The sequence below is a fragment of the Caballeronia calidae genome (assembly GCF_900044055.2).
Taxonomy (GTDB): Bacteria; Pseudomonadota; Gammaproteobacteria; order Burkholderiales; family Burkholderiaceae; genus Caballeronia; species Caballeronia calidae.
Genome location: NZ_FCOX02000018.1, coordinates 68,048 through 87,462, shown reverse-complemented (window position 1 = coordinate 87,462; position 19,415 = coordinate 68,048). Strand labels below are relative to the sequence as shown.

Sequence of the window (19,415 nt, the reverse complement as noted above, 5' to 3'; positions counted from 1 at the left end):
TTCAACGCCGGTTGTCGATGCTCCACGCGCCCGGCCCCGCCGCTGCGATGAACAGAAAGATGAACGAGAGCAGCACGGCCGGCTCGCCCTGATTCAGGAGCGGCAGGAAGAAATTCCCCTGCGGCGCGTGGCCGATGAAATACGCGAACGCCAGTTCGCCCGACAACACGAACGCCGCCGCGCGCGTCAGGAAGCCGAAGAGCACGAGCACGCCGCCCACCAGCTCGATGATTCCCGCTACGCCGAGCAGCGAAAAGAGCGGCAGGCCGTCGAACATGGCGATGTGCGGAACGTGGAAGAGCTTCGCGCTCGCATGCGTGAGCAGCAGATACGACGCGACGATGCGCAAGAGCGCGTGCGCGTGGCTCGCCAGCGCGGGCACGTCGGACGAAACGGAGCGGACTTGAGTGGACATGGCAAAACTCTGTGAAAAAGGATTGCAGGCAGTCTAGGCAGACATCGTCCGTCGATAAATCCGGCTAACATTAGCGTTTTGTTTCCCGACAGGAAATGATCGATGGATGCTCTGACCAGCCTGCGCGTATTCCGCGAAGTCGTGGACGCAGGCAGCTTCGTGAAGGCCGCGGAGCGGCTGGACATTTCGACCGCGATGACGAGCAAGCACGTCGCCAATCTGGAACGCCAGTTGGGCGTGCGGCTTTTGAACCGGACGACGCGGCATCTGAGCCTCACGGAGGCCGGCAACGTCTATTACGAACAGTGCAGCGAGGCGCTCGACATCCTGCAGGCCGCCGAAGCCGCCGTCGGGGTGCAGACGGCGCAACCGCAGGGCGTGCTCAAGGTCACGGCGCCGGGCTGGTTCGCCAATCGCAAGTTCGCGGATCTGCTGGTCGCGTATCAGGCGCGCTATCCGGGCGTGCTCGTCGATCTGCGCCTCGAGAACCGCTTCGTCGATCTGGTCGAGGAAGGCTACGACATGGCGATACGCGCGACCTCCGAGCCTTCGCCTTCGCTGATCGTGCGGCCGCTGTGCAAGATGCCCTTCGTGCTCGCGGGCTCGCGCGCGTATCTCGAACAGCATGGGAAGCTGCGTCATCCGGACGATGTCGCGCGGCATCGCTTCATCTTGCCGACCTACACGAACATCGATTCCGTGACGCTGACGGGTCCGGACGGTACGTTTACCGTGAAGAACCAGGCCGTGCTGAAGACCAACGATACGTCGATGGCGCTGCAGCTCGTACGGGCCGGCCTCGGGCTCGCGTACTTTCCGGTGTGGATCGTCGAGCCCGAACTGGCGTCGGGCGCGCTCGTGCGTGTGCTGCCGAGCTACACCGCGTTCGCGCCGTCCGTGTACGCGGTCTACACCAGCCGCAAATACATGACGACGAAGGTGCGGACCTTCATCGACTTCCTGTCGGAATCGCTGGCTGATCGGCCGATGTGATTAGGATAACTCTTATTCTTTCGTCTTCGTCTGCGTGTAATTATCGCGCCCGCTTCCGGACCGGGCGATCGAGATCGCGACAGATTTTTGCTCTTGCGTGCCGCCGGGAACATTTCTATTACCTGCACGCGAGGCATATGCGTATGGATTTTCCCTGGCTTCCGCTGGCATTCAGCTTGACCTTGCTCGGCCTGACGCTCTTCATCAGCCGTGCGTTGAATGCGAGTCTAGGCACGTTGAAGTGGAACGGCGCGCTGATTTTCCTGGCACTGTGCTTCACGGCGATGCTGCTGGATTTCGTCCTGACGATGGTCTTCGCATCCGCGTCCTTCCACGATCGGACCGAATACGAAAGCCTCGCATCGAAGACGGCATGGGCCGACCGGGTCTTAACGTATCTGGTTCCCTGCGTAGTCTCGTTGCTGCTGGCATTGCGGTTTCGCAAGAGGCAACGCTTCGCGCACGAGGCGACTCGTGGGCGGATTTCGACGGATCGCGAGACGACGGTGCAGATTCAAACGTCGCCCTATACGCAGTCGGAGTTGACGCTCTGACGCATCGCGAGTGAATTTGGTAAGTGCATCACCGAAATTCGTTGAAGCAGTTCTATTATTCGTTTCGGTCTGATATACTTTTGCTCTTTCGGGGCGTAGCGCAGCCTGGTAGCGTACCTGCATGGGGTGCAGGTGGTCGGAGGTTCAAATCCTCTCGCCCCGACCAGATATAAAAGGCTCTCCGGCTTCTGGCCGGAGAGCCTTTTTTCTTTTGCCCTTCTCTTTTCTCTTGCCCATCCGGGTCGCCGTACAGAACATGGCGAGCAATAACAATGGCCTATAACAAGCTCAACAACCCGCGCGCGTTTCCCGGCAACAGCAGCTACGGCATGTCGCTACGCGATTATTTCGCGGGTCAGGCGCTGGCGGGCGACATGGTCGACGAAGCGCTTCCGCTCGACGCGTCGCCCGCATTGCTCGAAGAACGCGCCCAGTTCTACTACCGCCTCGCCGACGCCATGCTCAAGGTCCGCGCCCAGGATGAAGCGCTGACCAACACCACCGCGATGATGGGCCTGAGCATTTGACGCTTTCGCTCGCGTCCGGCGTCATATATTCAGACGTAAAACGCGAAAAAACACTTGTGTGTCAGTAGTTTAAGGCCTAATCTTAAGGTGACACCTAAGGAACGGCGCCCCATGCCTTTGTCTGTCCCAGCGCCCGCGCAGTCGCGGCGCACCCGATCCGATCGAACCGGCTCCCCCTTGCGTGCCGAAGTCTCAAGATGGTTCGATTCGGGCAGCCGCGCGCGTGTCACCCGCTTCGGCCGCATCTATCCGGGCGGCAGTCGCTATGTGTGCGTGAGTGCGCCCAAGCGCGGCGGCTTCTTCGCGCTCTACTTCTTTCACCATGGGGTCGGCGACTGGCGCATCTATCCGCCTTGGGGCGTCGGCCCAAGCATCGTGTACTGGTCGGTGAAGATGGCCCTGCCCGCCTCACAAGCGGCCGGACCTAAGAAGTGCTTCCGCGCCGGGATCAAGACTTAGCGGCAAGCAGCGTCTGCCCGGTCATCGTTTCTTCGACGGCACGCTTGTACACCTTCGCCACGTCCGCAGCCGGGATGCCTTCCGATGCATCCTTGCCCATCGACGCCAGCGTTTCCGCGACCCATCCCGGACTCACGACGTTCACGCGCATCTTCGCTTGCAGCTCGAGCGCGGCCGCCCGCACGAAGCCTTCGACGCCCGCATTGACGATACTCACCGCCGCGCTGCCCACCATCGGCTGGTGAGCCAGCGTGCCGCTCGTCAACGTGATGGACCCGCCTTCGTCGACATGACCGATCGCGCAGCGCACGAGATTGACCTGTCCCATCAGCTTGTTGGCGAGGCTGAATGCGTAGTCGTCGTCACCGAGTGAGTCGAGCGGCGCAAATTTCGCGGCGCCGCCGACGCACACGACAGCGCCGACCTTCCCCACCGTGCCGTACATCGCGACGATGCTCGCCTTGTCCGACAAATCGACCGATACCTCCGAGCCCTTGCGACTCGCGGTGATCACTTCGTGCGAGGGTTCGAGAATCCGTTTGATCTCCGTGCCCAACATGCCGGTTGCGCCAACGAGCAGCACTCGCATAAGCCCTCCTGAATCAACGTGACAAGGCCACGGCGGGCACACCCGTCGCGGCAACGAGGAAAGAGCAAGCGACTATGCTACTGCTGCCATCGAACGCATGCAGAACGAGGTCAGGACGAAAAAATGCCGCGACGAATCGCGGCATCGTGGAGTGGATCGCGGCGGCACTCATCCGCCCAAGAGGTCGATCACCTGAAGAATGTCTTTGCGCAGCTGATCGACATCGACGGCCGGCTGCGCTTGCGCCGCGGCCTCCGTCTCGCTCATCTCGGCTTCGTCGCCGCTTGCGCGCCCTTGCGAATCGAGCCGGTTGCGCGCGCCGTTGATCGTGAAGCCTTGTTCATACAACAACTCGCGGATGCGCCGGATCAGCAGGACTTCGTGATGCTGATAGTAGCGGCGGTTGCCGCGCCGCTTGACCGGCCTCAGTTGCGTGAACTCCTGCTCCCAATAGCGCAGCACGTGAGGCTTGACGCCGCACAACTCGCTGACTTCGCCAATCGTGAAGTAACGCTTGGCGGGGATCGGAGGCAAGACGACTTTTTCCATCGTCGATCAACCATCGTTATAAGTGATGTCGATTGAAGCGCGGTGGGCAAGCAACGCGGCGCGCGGATGTCCGCGCACCGAGTGGAGATCAGCGAGTGAGATCCGTCTCCGCTCCCGTTTCGACCAGCGCCTTCAGCTTCTGACTTGCGTGAAACGTGACGACCCGCCGCGCGGCGATAGGAATGGCCTCGCCCGTCTTCGGATTGCGGCCCGGACGTTGAGGCTTGTCGCGCAGTTGGAAGTTGCCGAACCCGGAGAGCTTGACGCTTTCGCCGCTCTCCAATGCATCGCGAATGACTTCGAAGAAGGCTTCGACCATGTCCTTGGCTTCGCGCTTGTTCAGACCGACGTGATCGAACAGCATCTCGGCCAGTTCGGCTTTGGTGAGCGTCGGCGTGTCGCTGGACGCGCTCGAGGTCAGGGTATCTCGGGTCATGGCGCTACGCTGCGCCGAAAGAAGGGCTTCGAAATCACTCGAGTTCATTTGGTTCATATCGGTAAAACGGCGCTGACGCATTAAGACTTGGCGATTGAGACGGACGGGCCAACTGCAGGCTATCCGCGCAACCGCGCGCCGTGTACTCGAGCCAGGCGATCCACCAGCGTTTTGATAGCCGTATCGACCGTTTCGTCCTGAAGCGTGCCGCCAGTATCTTGCAACGTTACACGGAAGGCAAGACTTTTCTCATGCGCTCCCAAGCCGCCGGAAGTACTTGATTTTGGACGGAATTCATCGAAAAGCGCAACCCTCGTGACGTGCCTGCAAGCGGGCTCCGAGCGCGCGTTTTCGAGCTCGTCGAGAAGCGCCTGAACCGCGACGTGTTGATCTACGACAATCGCGATATCACGCCGCACGGGCGGGAATTTCGACACTTCCGACGGCGCCGGCAACGCGCGATCCATCAGCGCGTCGGCATCGATTTCGAACAGCATCGGCGCGTTGGGCAGGTCGTACTTTTGCAGCCAGCGCGGATGCAGCTCGCCGATCCAGCCGACCGCGCGCCCCGCCACTTCGATGCGCGCGGAACGTCCCGGATGCAGCGCCGGATGCTCGGCCTTCACGAAGCGCGGCACGACCGGTGCGAAGAGCGCTTCGACATCGCCCTTCACGTCGAAGAAATCGACGTTGCGCGACGCCGCGCCCCATTGCTCTTCGATCACCGGACCATAGGCGAGACCGCCGATCATCTTCGGCTGGGCGAAGCCTTCGACCGCCAGCTCGCCCGCCTTCACCGATGTATCGCGATGGAACACGCGGCCGGCTTCGAACACGCGAATGCGTTCGGCGCGGCGGTTCAGGTTGTGGCGCAGCACTTCGATCAGGCTGCCGAACGTGGTCGTGCGCATGACCGAGAGCTGGCTCGCGATCGGGTTCAGCAGCTTGATGGGATTGTCGTTGCCCGCGAAATCCTTCTCCCACTCGGCATCGACGAAGCTGAAGTTCACCGTCTCCGAATAATCGCGCGCGGCCACTTCATGACGCAGCGTGTGGATCGAACGCTTCGTTTCGTTCGTTATGCGCATTTCGCTGCGCGCGACCGGCGGACGCGCCGGGATCTTCTCGAAGCCGTAGATGCGCGCGACTTCCTCGATCAGGTCTTCCTCGATCTCGATGTCGAAGCGATACGGCGGCGGCGTGACCTTGAAAATGTCGCCGTCGCGTTCGAACGCGAGGTTCAGGCGCTCGAAGATCAGCGCGATCTCTTCCGCGCCGATCTCCACGCCGATGATCCGATGCGCACGCGACACGCGCATCGACACCGGATTGCGATCGGGCACATTGACGATCTGATCGTCGACCGGGCCCGCTTCGCCGCCGCAGATATCGAGAATCAGGCGCGAGATGCGTTCGATGTGCTCGACCGTCGTCGAGTAGTCGACGCCCCGCTCGAAGCGATGCGCCGCATCGGTCGAGAAGTTGTACTTGCGCGCGCGGCCACGGATCGCGTCCGGCCACCAGAACGCGGCTTCGAGATAAATGTTGGTCGTGTCGAGCGAGACGGCCGTGCTGTCGCCGCCCATGATGCCCGCGAGGCTTTCGACGTGACGGTCATCGGCGATCACGCCGACGGTTTCATCGAGCTCGACGGTGTTGCCGTTCAGCAGCTTGAGCGACTCGCCCTTCTTGCCCCAGCGCACTTCGATCGCGCCGTGGATTTTGTCGAGGTCGAACACGTGCGTCGGACGGCCGAGTTCGAGCATCACGTAGTTGGAGATGTCGACGAGCGCCGAGATGCTGCGCTGGCCCGCGCGCTCGAGACGCTCGACCATCCACTGCGGCGTCTTGGCGTGCGCGTTCACGCCGCGGATCACGCGGCCCGAGAAGCGGCCGCACAGGTCGGGCGCGAGCACCTTCACGGGCAGCTTTTCGTCGAGCTTCGTCTCGACGGCGGGCATCTCCGGTTGCTTCAGCGGCGCGCCGGTGATCGCCGCGGTTTCGCGCGCGACGCCGAACACCGACAGGCAGTCCGCCTTGTTCGGCGTGAGCTTGATCTCGAACACGGTGTCATCGAGATTGAGCGCCTCGCGGATGTCCTGGCCGACCTTCGCATCGGCGGACAGGATCAACAAACCGCTGTGGTCTTCCGACAGCTTGAGTTCGCGCGCGGAGCACAGCATGCCTTGACTGTCGACGCCGCGCAGCTTCGTCGGCTTGATCGCGAACGGCTCGCCGCCCGCTTCGACCGGCGGCAGCACCGCGCCGATGAGCGCAACGGGCACCTTGATGCCCGGCGACACGTTCGGCGCACCGCACACGATGTTCAGTTGCTCGCCCGTGCCGGCATCGACCTGACAGACGTTGAGCTTGTCGGCGTTCGGATGCTTGGCGACTTCGAGCACCTGCCCGACGACGATCTTCGTGGTCGGCGGCGCGACCGGGCGCAGGTCTTCGACTTCGAGGCCGGCCATCGTCAGCGCGTGCGCGAGTTCGTCGGTGGAGAGCTTGGGATCGACGAAACTGCGGAGCCAGGATTCTGGGAATTGCATGTGTGTCTACGTTCGAAATGTTTGGAGTCTCTCGTCCGGCATCTCATCTGAGCGCCGAACGTCGCAGGCAAGGCAGTCGCGTTGTCGCGTTACGCGAACTGGCGCAGGAAACGCAGATCGTTCTCGAAGAACAGACGCAAATCCTGCACGCCGTAGCGCAGCATCGTCAGACGCTCGAGGCCGCTGCCGAACGCGAAGCCGATATAGCGCTCCGGGTCGAGGCCCATGTTGCGGATGACGGTCGGATGCACCTGACCCGAGCCGGAGATTTCCAGCCATTTGCCCGCGTTCTTGCCGTGCTCGAACATCATGTCGATCTCGGCGGACGGCTCCGTGAACGGAAAGTACGACGGACGGAAGCGCACGAGAATGTCGTCGCGCTCGAAAAACTTCTTCAGAAAATCGGTGTAGACGCCCTTCAGATCGGCAAAGCTGATGTTCTCTTCGATCCACAGGCCTTCGACCTGGTTGAACATCGGCGAGTGCGTGGCGTCGCTGTCGACGCGATACGTGCGGCCCGGCACGATCACCTTGATCGGCGGCTTGTTCATGCGCGCGTAGCGCACCTGCATCGGGCTCGTGTGCGTGCGAAGCAGGAGCGGCCGGCCGTCGGCGTCCTTGCCGTCGACGTAGAAGGTATCCTGCATCGAGCGCGCCGGATGGTTCTCCGGGCTGTTCAACGCGGTGAAGTTGTACCAGTCGGTTTCGATCTCGGGACCATCGGCGACGTCGAAGCCGATCGTGCGGAACACCTGCTCGACGCGCTCCCACGTGCGCATCACGGGATGCAGCGTGCCCGCGCCCGCGCCGCGTCCGGGCAGCGTGACATCGATGGCTTCCGCCGCGAGGCGCTGGTTGAGCAGCGCATCCGCGAGCGCCTGGCGGCGCGCGTTCAGCGCGGCCTCGACCTGCTGCTTCGCCTGATTGATGCGCGCGCCTTCGGTCTTCTTCGCTTCCGGGTCGAGCTTGCCCAGGCCCTTCAGCAAATCGGTCAGCGCGCCGGACTTGCCGAGAAACCGCGCCTTCTCGTTTTCGAGCGTGGTGGTATCGGCGGCGTGTTCAAAGGCGCTTTTCGCGTCGGCGACAATCTGGTCCAGATCCATTGATCCCATCTTTTAACGTCGAATTCAAACTGAGGTTCGGTTTTGCTCATCCACGCAGTGCTTGGCACATGCGGACCGCGAGAATAAGCAAAACCGTCCGACCAACAAAAACGGGGCTCGGTGAGAGCCCCGTTTTCTGCCTTCGCGCCACCGTCTACCACTCGATGACGCTCAGGCGAACCACGCAGTACTAATTTCGCAATTAGGCTGCAACGGCGGCTTTCACCTGCTTCACGATCGCAGCAAAAGCAGCCTTGTCGAACACAGCCATGTCAGCCAGCACCTTGCGGTCGAGTTCGATCGAAGCCTTCTTCAGGCCATTGATGAACACGCTGTAGGTCATGTCGTGCTGACGCACCGCCGCGTTGATACGCGTGATCCACAGAGCGCGGAACACACGCTTCTTGTTGCGGCGATCGCGGTAGGCGTACTGGCCTGCGCGCATGACCGCCTGCTTGGCGATGCGATAGACGTTATTGCGACGGCCGCGGTAACCCTTGGCCAGACGGATGATCTTCTTGTGACGGGCCCGTGCGGTAACCCCACGTTTTACTCGAGGCATGTTGCTCTCCTTGGAGTGTCAGTTGAGGTTAGGCGAACGGCAGCATTGCGCGGACGGAGTTCAGATCGGAATCATGAACGGCCGTGGCGCCACGCAGATGGCGTTTGTTCTTGGTGGTTTTCTTGGTAAGAATGTGGCGCTTGAACGCTTGACCGCGCTTGACGGTACCGCCCGGACGCACCACGAAGCGCTTTGCAGCACTCTTCTTGGTCTTCATCTTCGGCATGAAACAACTCCAGTTTATTAGATGGTCATGGGTGTGCGGCTGATCCGTCCATACTGGCCAGGACCGCTCCCCGCCCTTCGAAACCCACGCTCCACTTGTGTGCGAACGGCTCAGTGAAGAACCGCCGCTTTTCATGACCGACGCCACCGGGGTGACGCCGATCTGAAACTGCCGGCAATGCCGCGCCGACCGCCTTTCGACGGCGCGCGATCCATCACCTTACTGCCTGCGGTTACTTACCCTTCTTTTTCGGGGCAAGCACCATGATCATCTGGCGCCCTTCCATCTTCGGCATCTGCTCGACCTGGCCGTATTCATCCAGATCCGTCTTCAGACGTTCGAGCATGCGCATGCCGATTTCCTGGTGCGCCATTTCGCGACCGCGGAAACGCAACGTGATTTTCGTCTTGTCGCCGTCTTCGAGGAAGCGCGTGAGGTTGCGCAGCTTGACGTTATAGTCACCGTCATCCGTGCCGGGGCGGAATTTGACTTCCTTCACCTGCACGATCTTCTGCTTCAACTTCGCCTCGTGCTGCTTCTTCGCTTCCGAATACTTGAACTTGCCGTAGTCCATCAAACGGCAGACAGGCGGTGAAGCCTGCGGCGCGATTTCGACGAGATCCACATCGAGCTGTTCCGACTGACGGAAAGCCTCGGCCAGTTTCACGATACCGAGCGGCTCGTTGTCCACTCCGACCAAGCGCACTTCCGGTGCGGTGATTTCACCGTTGATGCGATGTGACGACTTATCAGTAGCGATGTTACGTTTCCTCTAAAAATGAAAAAACAAGCCGCGCTGCGAGTGACTTACTTGAACGCCCGCACTTCCTGCTGCAGACGTTCGAGGAATGCGTCGACCGGCATCACGCCGAGGTCGACACCGCCACGAGCACGCACGGCTACGGATTGCGCATCACGCTCCTTGTCCCCGACGACCAGCAAATACGGAACCTTTTGCAGCGTGTGCTCGCGTATTTTATAGCTAATCTTCTCATTGCGCAAATCGGACTCCACTCTAAGCCCTTGTTTTTGCAACGATTGGGCCAGATTACCGGCATATTCGGCCTGACTTTCGGCAATATTCAATACAACGGCCTGGATCGGCGCGAGCCACGGCGGCATTGCACCAGCATGGTGCTCGATCAGAATGCCGAGGAAACGCTCCATGGAACCGACGATCGCGCGGTGCAGCATCACCGGACGGCGACGGCTGTTGTCCTCCGCCACGTATTCCGCGCCGAGGCGCTCCGGCAGCACCATGTCGAGTTGCAGCGTGCCGCACTGCCACGAACGGCCGAGCGCGTCCTTGATGTGGTACTCGATCTTCGGACCGTAGAACGCGCCTTCGCCGGCGAGCTCCTCCCACTGCAGACCGCACGCGGTCAGCGCCTCGCGCAAGCCCTGCTCCGCGCGATCCCAGGTTTCGTCGGTGCCCGCGCGCTGCTCGGGACGCAGCGACAACTTGATGTCGATGTGATCGAAGCCGAAATCCTTGTACACGCTCATCGCCAGCGTATTGAACGCGATCGATTCCGCGATGAACTGGTCTTCGGTGCAGAAAATGTGCGCATCGTCCTGAACGAAGCCGCGCACGCGCATCAGGCCGTGCAGCGCGCCCGACGGCTCGTTGCGATGGCACGAGCCGAACTCCGCGTAACGCAGCGGCAGGTCGCGGTACGAACGCAGACCGTGGTTGAACACCTGAACGTGGCCCGGGCAGTTCATCGGCTTGATCGCGTAGTCGCGCTTTTCCGATTCGGTCGTGAACATGTTTTCACGATAGTTCTGCCAGTGGCCCGACGCCTCCCACAGCGAGCGGTCCATCACCATCGGGGTCTTGATCTCGAGGTAACCGGCCTCGTTCACGCGACGGCGCATGTACTGCTCGACCTGCTGCCACAGCGACCAACCCTTCGGATGCCAGAACACCATGCCCGGCGCTTCATCCTGCAGATGGAACAGGTCGAGCTGCTTGCCGAGCTTGCGGTGATCGCGCTTCTCGGCTTCTTCGAGCATGTGCAGGTACTGTTCCTGATCTTCCTTCTTCGTCCACGCAGTGCCGTAAATGCGCTGAAGCTGCTCGTTCTTCGAGTCGCCGCGCCAGTATGCGCCCGCGACCTTCATCAGCTTGAAGACCTTCAGCTTGCCGGTGGACGGCACGTGCGGGCCGCGGCACAGGTCGATGAAGTTGCCGTGCCCATAGAGCCTGATTTCATCGCTATCCGGAATCGACTGGATGATCTCCGCCTTGTACTTCTCGCCGATGCTCTTGAAGTATTCCACCGCCTCGTCGCGCGACACCACGCGGCGCGACACCGGCTCGTCCTTCTTCGCGAGCTCCTGCATGCGCTTTTCGATCTTCTCGAGATCTTCGGGCGTGAAGGGACGGCTGTACGAGAAGTCGTAGTAGAAGCCGTTGTCGATGACCGGCCCGATGGTCACCTGCGCTTCGGGAAACAGGTCCTTCACCGCGTACGCGAGCAGGTGCGCGGTCGAGTGACGTACGACATCGACGCCTTCCGGGTCTTTGTCAGTGACGATGGCGAGCGAAGAATCCTTGTCGATCAGAAACGAGGTATCGACGAGCTCGCCGTTGAGCTTGCCGGCGAGCGCCGCCTTGGCAAGGCCCGTGCCGATCGAAGCCGCGACTTCCGCGACGGTCACCGGGTGGTCGTATTGTCGGACCGACCCATCAGGCAAACGTACCGATACCATATCGTTCTCCAAGACGCCGGCGCACGCCGGGCGATTTCGATTAAGCATTGCCGCCCGATTTCGTATCGAAAATCGAAAGGCAAAAAAAATGCGGCCCCGCTATCGAGGGGCCGCATTCACTTTTCACACATACCGCGAAACAATTTGGCAGAAGGCGAATTAGGTCCTCGACTAGCGTCGCTCCGAAGTTGTTTCGGTCAACGTTCGACGTGCCATTATTTTTCGCCTTTTGCGCCAAGCGCTTCTTGCGGGTTGAAACTCTGACGAACCTGCACTCGCCGAAGCCTCGATTTCGTTGGTAGGCTCGATTGGACTCGAACCAACGACCCCCACCATGTCAAGGTGGTGCTCTAACCAGCTGAGCTACGAGCCTGAAAGAAGTGAGATTATATGGAGCGTTTCTAAACTTGGCAAGTGCTTATCTTCAGAAAAAAGAAAATATTCGCCGATCCGTTCAATACTCCGGTTGACTACGCCCGCCGCGACGCGCGAATCACGCCCTGCACTTCGCCGAGCAGCGTGCACGCGCGCTGAATCTGCGCCGCATTCGACACTTCGACAGTGAACTGCATATATGCGATGTTTCTGCGGCTCTGACTCTTCACGCCGATCACATTGATCTTCTCGCGCGCGAAGACTTCGGAGATATCACGCAGCAAGCCTTGCCGGTCCGCCGATTCCACCGCCAGATCCACCGGATACACCGACGAACCGCGACCGTCCATCACGTCGGCGGACCATGTCGTGTGCAGCACGCGCTCGGGCGAGCGCTGCGCCATGCGCTTGAAGGTCGCGCAATCGGTGCGATGCACCGACATGCCCTTGCCGCGCGTGACGAAGCCGGCGATCGGATCGGGCGGCGCCGGACGGCAGCAGCGCGCGAGCTGCGTGAGCAGCGCATCGACGCCGACGACGAGCACGCCCGTCGACGCCCCATGCGCGACGCTCTGCCCGCTGCTGCGCTTCTCGAACTGCTCGGGCGCCTCCGGCTCGGGCTCGGGCGGCGGTGTGTCTGAGAGCGCGTGCTCGATGTTGCGCAGGCTGAACTCTTCCTTCGCGACCACCGAGTAAAGGTCTTCCGGCGTCTTGAAGCCGAGTTTCGTCGCGAGTTGATCCAGGCTGACCGATGTCTTTCCTTCGCGCTGCAAGGTCTTTTCGACGATCGTCCGTCCGGCGGCGATGTTCTCCGCCGCGTCCGCCGAGAGGAACCAGGACCGCACTTTCTGCCGCGCCCGCGGGCTGTGCAGATAGCCGAGCTGCGGATTGAGCCAGTCGCGCGACGGCCCGCCCTCCTTCACCGCGACGATCTCGACCGTCTGCCCGTTCTGCAAAGGCGTGTTGAGCGGCACCATCGCGCCGTCGACGCGTGCGCCGCGGCAGCGATGCCCGAGCTCGCTATGCAGGTGATACGCGAAATCGACGGCGGTCGCGCCCTGAGGCAACGCGATCACGCGCGCCTGCGGCGTGAGCACGTAGATGTGGTCGTCGTCGAGCGTGGCGTCGCGCAGATGCTGCCAGCTCCGCTGTTCGCCTTCCCCCTCGCCCTCGACGTCATCCTTCCACGCGAGAAGCTGGCGCAGCCACGCGATCTTCTCGTCGTATTTCTCGCTCGCCGTCACCTGCCCGGCATAGCCGCGCGCGCCCGCTTCCTTGTAGCGCCAGTGCGCGGCCACGCCATACTCGGCGAACTGATGCATCTCGTAGGTACGGATCTGCACTTCGAACGCGCGGCCATCGTCGCCGATCACGACCGTATGGAGCGACTTGTAGCCGTTGGGCTTGGGACGCGAGATGTAATCGTCGAACTCGCGCGGCACCGGCTGCCACAGGTTGTGCACGATGCCGAGCACCGTGTAGCAATCCTTGATGTCGCCGACGATCACGCGAAACGCGCGCACGTCGTTCAGCTCGGTGAAGTCGAGATGCTTGCCGCGCATCTTCTTCCAGATGCTGTAGATGTGCTTCGGCCGCCCGCTCACGTCGGCCTTGATGTGCGCGGTGTCGAGCTCCTTCTGCAGCCGCGCGATCGCCTCGGTCACATAGGTTTCGCGCTCGACGCGCTTTTCATCCAGAAGCTTCGCGATGCGCTTGTAGGTGACCGGATCCTCGAAGCGGAACGACAGATCCTCCAGTTCCCACTTCAACTGCCAGATGCCGAGCCGATTGGCGAGCGGCGCATAGATCTCGAGCGTTTCGCGCGGCACGTCCGGCGACGGATCGATTTTATGCGCGGCGTGATAGCGCAGCGTCTGCACGCGCGACGCGAGCCTGATGAGCACGACGCGGATGTCCTGTGCGAACGCCAGCAGCATCTTGCGCAGCGCCTCGACCTGCGCGCGGCGCGCGGCCTGCGCATCGCGCGTGTTCTCGGGCAGTTCCGCGAGCGTCGCGCGGGAGCTGACCGAGCCCAGCCGCAACAGCTTTCTCACATCGCCGACGAGCCGCTGCACTTCCGGACCGAAGCGCTCGCCGATGATCTTCTCGGGATCGTCGAGATGCGGCGCCAGTACGAAGAGCGCCGCCGCCGCCACCGCGTGCGCATCGACGTTGAGCGTCTGCATGATGCGCGCGGTGCCCGCCGCGTGATCGGCGAGCAGTTCGCCCGTCGAGACACGCGCGTCCTTCGCGTGCTCGCGCACGAACGCGAGCGCGTCGTCGATGGACGGCTCGGGCAGGGTTTCGGCGGGAACGGCGGTCTCGGTCATACGGGCGATGCCACTACTTCGATCACTTCATGCGAGGCAACGCATCAGCTGCGCTGCGCGGCCACCACGACGATTTCGACGAGGCACGCCGGATTGGCCAGCTTCGCCTCGACCGTGGCGCGCGGCGGCGTGCTGCCCTGAGCGACCCACGAGTCCCACACGGCGTTCATGCCGTCGAAATGCACGAGGTCGGAGATATAGATCTGCACCGACAACAGGTGCGACTTGTCGCTGTTCGCTTCCTCGAGCAAGCGATCGACATGACCGAGCACTTCGCGCGTCTGGCCGGTGATGTCCTGGTCGGTGTCCTCGGCGATCTGGCCGGCCAGATACACCGTGCCGTTGTGGATCGCGATCTCGGACAAGCGCGGGCCGACGTGATGACGAATGACTGCCATTGTGTGTTCCTGATCGATGAATGGTGAAAAAACAGGCATGAACGACGTATGCTCAGCCCAATATTATGCCCCGCTGCCGCCATTTTCGAGAAAGAACCCCCTGGCGATAGCGATTTGATCTTCAGCAAGAAAGGCTGGCGCATGCCCCGCGCCGGCAGCCTCGGCGCTCGTCACGGCCTGGCCTTTCTCGACCATCTGCGCGACCGTCTCGCGCGACAGCAGATCCGATGTCTCACCGCGCACGACGAGCACCGGCGTCCTGATCGACGTGAGCGAATGCCACAGGAAAGCCTCGCCCGCCGCGTTCTGCTCGTCGGTGGCCGACGTGAAAGGCTGCGCGATGCGCGGGTCGTAGCGGAATTCCCATGCGCCGTCGCGTTCGTGCAGAAGCGGCGTGTTGATGCCGCGCCACTCTTCGTCGGTCAACGGTCCGAACGACGCCGCGAGCGCCGCCGCATGCCGCACGCCTTCGTCGAGCGACGCGAAGCGCGGCGCCTTGCCGAGATATTCGCCGATGCGCTGCAGCGCGATCGGCTCGATATGCGGCCCGACGTCGTTGAGCAGCATCCTCCTGATCGGCGTGTTCGGCAGCCCGCCGAGCGCCATGCCGATGAGCCCGCCCATCGACGTGCCGAACCAGTCCACCGTTTCCACATTCAGCCGCGCGATCAGCGTGACCATATCGGCGACATATTGCGCCACGCCGTAGAAGCGCGGATCGGCGAGCCACTCCGAGAGGCCGCGCCCGACCACATCCGGGCACACGACGCGATAGTCGTGCGAGAAGGCCTGCGCGAGCTTGTCGAAGTCGCGGCCCGAGCGCGTCAGGCCGTGCACGCAGAGGAGCACGCGCGGATTCGCCGGATCGCCCCACTCGGTGTAGGCGATGCGATGCAGACCCGCCGGGCTCGCGCATTGCACGAAGCGCTGGCGCGGCTCGCTCAGATCGGAATGAACTGCTTCGACGACGATGGATGCGGTCATGGAGAGTCCCTGTTGGCAAGTGTCGAAACGATTGTAAAGCCCCTCGGGTCCGTTCGAGCGCCGCTGGCCGAATGGACGATCCCGGGACGACCCCGTCGGCACGCAAGGCGGATGCAGCCGAGCCCGCAAAAGACAAAGCGGGCGAAGCTTCGAAAGCTTCGCCCGCCCTGATTCGCGCTCACGCCGTGCGAGCGGCGCGCATATTACTTCGACGTCACTTCGACGTCACTTCACGCTCGTGACATCGAGCGCAGCACCCGTCTTCTTCTGAATTTCCTCGACCGTCACGCCGTCCGCCAGTTCGACGAGCTTGAGCCCGCCGTCGACGACATCGATCACACCGAGATCCGTGATGATGCGATTCACGACGCCCACGCCCGTCAGCGGCAGCGTGCACTCTTCGAGAATCTTGTGCTGGTCGCCCTTCGCGACGTGCTCCATCAGCACGACGACCTTCTTCACGCCGGCGACGAGATCCATCGCGCCGCCCATGCCCTTGATCATCTTGCCGGGGATCATCCAGTTCGCGAGATCGCCCTTCTTGCTGATCTGCATCGCGCCGAGGATCGCCAGGTTGATGTGGCCGCCGCGGATCATCGCGAACGAATCCGCCGACGAAAAGATCGACGAGCCCGGCAGCGTCGTCACCGTCTGCTTGCCGGCGTTGATGAGATCGGCGTCGACTTCGTCCTCATACGGCGACGGCCCGATGCCGAGCAAGCCGTTTTCCGATTGCAGCCACACTTCCATGCCTTCCGGCACGTGGTTGGCGACGAGCGTCGGCAAACCGATGCCGAGGTTCACGTAGAAGCCGTCCTGCAGTTCCTGCGCCGCGCGCGCGGCCATCTGGTCACGAGTCCAAGCCATGATTACTCTCCTTTCGCGCGGACGATACGTTGTTCGATGCGCTTTTCCGGATGCGCATTCAGGACGAGGCGCTGCACGAAGATGCCGGGCGTATGAATCGCGTCCGGATCGAGCTCGCCGACCTCGACGATCTCTTCCACTTCGGCGACGGTGATCTTGCCGGCCATCGCGCACATCGGGTTGAAGTTGCGCGCCGTGCGGCGATAGATCAGATTGCCGGATTTGTCGGCCTTCCACGCCTTCACGAGACCGACATCCGCCGTCAGCGAATGCTCGAGCACGTAGTGGTTCTCGCCGAACTGGCGCGTTTCCTTGCCTTCGGCGATCACAGTGCCGAAGCCGGTGTTCGTGAAGAACGCCGGAATGCCCGCGCCGCCCGCGCGCAGCTTCTCGGCGAGCGTGCCCTGCGGCGTGAATTCGAGCTCCAGTTCGCCGGCGAGATATTGCCGCTCGAACTCCTTGTTCTCGCCGACGTACGACGAAATCATCTTCTTGATCTGGCGCGTCTCGAGCAGCAGACCGAGGCCGAAGCCATCGACGCCCGCGTTGTTGCTGATGCAGGTGATGTCTTTGACGCCCGAGTCGCGCAGCGAGGCGATGAGCGCCTCGGGAATGCCGCACAGCCCGAAACCGCCGACGGCGAATGTCTGCCCGTCCTTGACGATGCCCTCGAGCGCCGCCTTCGCGCTGGGATAGACCTTGTTCATCTGAGTGTCCCTTCCATGTTTGAAACCAACTGAAAATCGGCTTTTTGGTGCCGCCGCGGTGCGCGCATGAGCGCGTCGGGCGGCCTTTTGGCGTGGCACAAGAGTACGCTGGCCGGTCGATCCGGCACAATACGCAAAAATACATAAGTCATTGCCCGCGCGCGTTTGGTTCCCGGCGGCATTTCGCCGGGAAACTCAGGCGCCGCGCGCCCGATATCACATGCGTGCACTGGACTATCAAACCGCGTTTCATCTCGCGCCCGTCGGGCTCGTGCTTTCGCGCGACCGGACCATCGAGGACTGCAACGAGCAGGTCTGCGCGATCTTCGGCTTCGCGCGCGAAGCGCTCATCGGCAAGTCGTTCGAGGTGCTGTATCCATCGCCGGACGAGTTCGCGCGCATCGGGGAGCGCATCGCCGCGCATATCAGCAAAGGAGGCACGTACAGCGACGACCGGATCATGAAGCGCAAGAACGGCGAGCTGTTCTGGTGTCACGTGAACGGGCGCGCGCTCGATCAGGGCGCGCCGCACGCGGCGGGCGTCTGGACCTTCGAGGACCTGAGCGCGACACGGCGCGTCGCGATCGAACTGACGCCGCGCGAGCGGGAGATCGCCGCGCAGCTGGTGACGGGAAAGACGAGCAAGCAGATCGGACGCGTGCTCGATATCAGCCCGCGCACGGTCGATATCTACCGCGCGCGGCTCATGAGGAAATACGACACGGGCAATGCCACCGAGCTGCTGCAGCGGCTGCTCGGCACCTGAGAAGCGCGATTACAGCGCGACGGGCGCACCGGTTTCGATGGTCTGGCGCAACAGATCGGGAATCGGCACGGACTTGCCCGCCGCATAATCGATCCACACGATCTTCGCCGCGCCGCGCGCGTACAGCACGCCGGGCGCGTCGGCGCGATAGAGCTCGAAGCGCGTATCGAAGCTGCTGCGCCCCGGCTTGCCGACGGACATCCGGCCGATCACGTCGCCGGGATAATGAAGCTGCCTCAGGAACTCCATCGACGCGTTCACGATCACCGGCCCCTGCCCCTCGCCGTTGCCGCCCGCAATGCCGACCTGTTCGAACCACGAGATCCGCACCTGCTCCATGTAACGGAAATAGACGGTGTTGTTGACGTGACCGAAGGCGTCCATGTCGCCCCAGCGGATCGGCATGGACAAGTCGATGACGGTGTGAAAGTCGTGGTCGGTGCTCATTGACTGCTTTACCTGTGTTCAGTGTTCAGTGTGAAGAAATCGGCCCCTCAGAGCGCGAAGCCGTCGTCCGCGGAGATCACCGAGCCGTTCATGAACTGCGATTCGTCGGCGGCGAGCAGCAGGAGCAGGCCGTCGAGATCGCCGGGCGAGCCCACGCGGCGGCGCGGCAGCATCGCTATGAGCTTTTGCCCCTGCTCGGTCTTCCAGTGATGGTGATTGATCTCGGTGTCGATATAACCCGGGCAGATCGCGTTCACGTTGATGCCGTGGCGGCCCCATTCGAGCGCCATCGCCTTGGTCATCTGAACGACGGCGGCCTTGCTCATCGCATAGAGGCCGATCTGCGGAAACACGCGCAAGCCGGCCACCGACGCCACGTTGATGATGCGGTAAGCGGGCTTCGCCGCCGCGTTGCCGCGCATGATCATGCGCTTGGCCACTTCCTGCGCGACGAAAAACGAACCGCGCACGTTCGTGCCGAAGACGAATTCGAAGTCGGCGGGCGTCACGTCCGTCAGCTTCTGCGTGGTCGACACGCCCGAGTTATTCACGAGGATGTCGATGGTACCCGCTTCCGTCTCCGCGTGCGCGATCGCGGCTTTCACGCTCTGATAATCGGTCACGTCGAGCGACACCACGTGCGCCGCGCCACCCGATGACTCGATCTCCGCGCGCAGCTCCTTCAGACGCTCCGTGCGGCGGCTCGCGAGCACCACCTTGGCGCCCGCCTGCGACAGCACCTGCGCGAAACGCTTGCCCAAACCACTGGACGCGCCGGTGATCAGCGCGACCTTGCCTTCCAGGTTGATCGAACGGCCCATTGTGCTTCCTTGTTCTATGGTTGGATAAGCCCTGGCTGGC

Annotated in this window: 22 protein-coding genes and 2 tRNA genes; 6 read left to right on the top strand and 18 right to left on the bottom strand. The window is 62.3% G+C overall.

Translation table 11 applies throughout. The features are described from left to right. Position 1 precedes the first annotated feature (1 nt). Positions 2-415 carry a DoxX family protein gene (locus AWB78_RS18365; protein ID WP_062606750.1) on the bottom strand — a complete coding sequence of 138 codons (414 nt, stop codon included), beginning with the start codon at positions 413-415 and terminating at the stop codon, positions 2-4. 102 nt (positions 416-517) lie between these two features. Between AWB78_RS18365 and AWB78_RS18360 the strand changes: the two genes are divergently transcribed. The 5 genes from AWB78_RS18360 (at position 518) to AWB78_RS18340 (ending at position 2,948) form a co-directional block, all read left to right on the top strand. Next, entirely contained in the window at positions 518-1,408 is an 891-nt protein-coding gene (locus AWB78_RS18360) for a LysR family transcriptional regulator (protein WP_062606748.1), read from the top strand. Between the two features lie 143 nt (positions 1,409-1,551). After that, positions 1,552-1,962, top strand: coding sequence for a hypothetical protein (locus AWB78_RS18355; protein WP_062606746.1), 411 nt, complete (start codon positions 1,552-1,554; stop codon positions 1,960-1,962). 89 nt (positions 1,963-2,051) lie between these two features. Continuing rightward, positions 2,052-2,128 (top strand) — tRNA-Pro (locus AWB78_RS18350). A 106-nt stretch (positions 2,129-2,234) separates the two neighbouring features. Continuing rightward, positions 2,235-2,489, top strand: coding sequence for a hypothetical protein (locus AWB78_RS18345; RefSeq protein ID WP_062606744.1), 255 nt, complete (start codon positions 2,235-2,237; stop codon positions 2,487-2,489). A gap of 177 nt (positions 2,490-2,666) precedes the next feature. Next, positions 2,667-2,948, top strand: coding sequence for a hypothetical protein (locus AWB78_RS18340; RefSeq protein ID WP_062606742.1), 282 nt, complete (start codon positions 2,667-2,669; stop codon positions 2,946-2,948). Here the strand turns inward: AWB78_RS18340 and AWB78_RS18335 are convergent. The 15 genes from AWB78_RS18335 to AWB78_RS18265 all read right to left on the bottom strand — a co-directional run bounded on the left by AWB78_RS18335 (position 2,938) and on the right by AWB78_RS18265 (position 17,341). After that, positions 2,938-3,537 carry a short chain dehydrogenase gene (locus tag AWB78_RS18335; protein ID WP_062606739.1) on the bottom strand — a complete coding sequence of 200 codons (600 nt, stop codon included), beginning with the start codon at positions 3,535-3,537 and terminating at the stop codon, positions 2,938-2,940. The two genes, AWB78_RS18340 and AWB78_RS18335, sit on opposite strands and share 11 nt — an antisense overlap. 168 nt (positions 3,538-3,705) lie before the next feature. Beyond that, positions 3,706-4,086, bottom strand: coding sequence for a MerR family transcriptional regulator (locus AWB78_RS18330; protein WP_062606737.1), 381 nt, complete (start codon positions 4,084-4,086; stop codon positions 3,706-3,708). Positions 4,087-4,174: 88 nt separating this feature from the next. Then, positions 4,175-4,579: an integration host factor subunit alpha gene (locus AWB78_RS18325; RefSeq protein ID WP_062606735.1), complete on the bottom strand. Its 405-nt coding sequence runs from the start codon at positions 4,577-4,579 to the stop codon at positions 4,175-4,177. A 62-nt stretch (positions 4,580-4,641) separates the two neighbouring features. Next, entirely contained in the window at positions 4,642-7,074 is a 2,433-nt protein-coding gene (pheT, locus tag AWB78_RS18320; RefSeq protein WP_062606734.1) for a phenylalanine--tRNA ligase subunit beta, read from the bottom strand. A gap of 89 nt (positions 7,075-7,163) precedes the next feature. Beyond that, positions 7,164-8,177 (bottom strand): phenylalanine--tRNA ligase subunit alpha, encoded by a 1,014-nt coding sequence (gene pheS, locus AWB78_RS18315; protein ID WP_062606732.1) that lies wholly within the window; start codon positions 8,175-8,177, stop codon positions 7,164-7,166. A gap of 202 nt (positions 8,178-8,379) precedes the next feature. Next, positions 8,380-8,739: a 50S ribosomal protein L20 gene (gene rplT, locus AWB78_RS18310; RefSeq protein WP_008350196.1), complete on the bottom strand. Its 360-nt coding sequence runs from the start codon at positions 8,737-8,739 to the stop codon at positions 8,380-8,382. Positions 8,740-8,767: 28 nt separating this feature from the next. Continuing rightward, entirely contained in the window at positions 8,768-8,965 is a 198-nt protein-coding gene (gene rpmI / locus AWB78_RS18305; RefSeq protein WP_004191477.1) for a 50S ribosomal protein L35, read from the bottom strand. A 232-nt stretch (positions 8,966-9,197) separates the two neighbouring features. Further along, positions 9,198-9,725, bottom strand: a complete 528-nt coding sequence (gene infC, locus AWB78_RS18300; protein ID WP_074168877.1) for a translation initiation factor IF-3 — start codon at positions 9,723-9,725, stop codon at positions 9,198-9,200. Positions 9,726-9,772: 47 nt separating this feature from the next. After that, positions 9,773-11,680, bottom strand: a complete 1,908-nt coding sequence (gene thrS / locus AWB78_RS18295; protein ID WP_062606730.1) for a threonine--tRNA ligase — start codon at positions 11,678-11,680, stop codon at positions 9,773-9,775. A 296-nt stretch (positions 11,681-11,976) separates the two neighbouring features. Next, a tRNA-Val gene (locus AWB78_RS18290) sits at positions 11,977-12,053 on the bottom strand. Positions 12,054-12,150: 97 nt separating this feature from the next. Then, positions 12,151-14,385: a RelA/SpoT family protein gene (locus tag AWB78_RS18285; RefSeq protein WP_062606728.1), complete on the bottom strand. Its 2,235-nt coding sequence runs from the start codon at positions 14,383-14,385 to the stop codon at positions 12,151-12,153. 44 nt (positions 14,386-14,429) lie between these two features. Then, positions 14,430-14,783 (bottom strand): RidA family protein, encoded by a 354-nt coding sequence (locus tag AWB78_RS18280; protein ID WP_062606726.1) that lies wholly within the window; start codon positions 14,781-14,783, stop codon positions 14,430-14,432. A 63-nt stretch (positions 14,784-14,846) separates the two neighbouring features. Beyond that, the gene (locus tag AWB78_RS18275; RefSeq protein WP_062606724.1) at positions 14,847-15,767 is read right to left on the bottom strand and encodes an alpha/beta fold hydrolase; all 921 of its coding nucleotides are present in this window, start codon (positions 15,765-15,767) and stop codon (positions 14,847-14,849) included. Positions 15,768-15,992: 225 nt separating this feature from the next. After that, on the bottom strand, positions 15,993-16,634 hold the full coding sequence (locus tag AWB78_RS18270) for a CoA transferase subunit B (RefSeq protein WP_062606722.1): 642 nt from the start codon (positions 16,632-16,634) through the stop codon (positions 15,993-15,995). 2 nt (positions 16,635-16,636) lie between these two features. Then, positions 16,637-17,341 carry a CoA transferase subunit A gene (locus tag AWB78_RS18265; protein ID WP_062606720.1) on the bottom strand — a complete coding sequence of 235 codons (705 nt, stop codon included), beginning with the start codon at positions 17,339-17,341 and terminating at the stop codon, positions 16,637-16,639. Between the two features lie 220 nt (positions 17,342-17,561). On the opposite strand from AWB78_RS18265, the gene AWB78_RS18260 reads away from it, so the two are divergent. Then, a complete protein-coding gene (locus AWB78_RS18260; protein ID WP_062606718.1) occupies positions 17,562-18,107 on the top strand; it encodes a LuxR C-terminal-related transcriptional regulator in 546 nt (181 codons plus the stop codon). Between the two features lie 9 nt (positions 18,108-18,116). On the opposite strand, the gene AWB78_RS18255 is transcribed toward AWB78_RS18260, so the two are convergent. After that, entirely contained in the window at positions 18,117-18,554 is a 438-nt protein-coding gene (locus AWB78_RS18255) for an acyl-CoA thioesterase (RefSeq protein ID WP_062606715.1), read from the bottom strand. A 47-nt stretch (positions 18,555-18,601) separates the two neighbouring features. Then, positions 18,602-19,375, bottom strand: a complete 774-nt coding sequence (locus tag AWB78_RS18250) for an SDR family oxidoreductase (protein WP_062606713.1) — start codon at positions 19,373-19,375, stop codon at positions 18,602-18,604. Positions 19,376-19,415 lie beyond the last annotated feature (40 nt).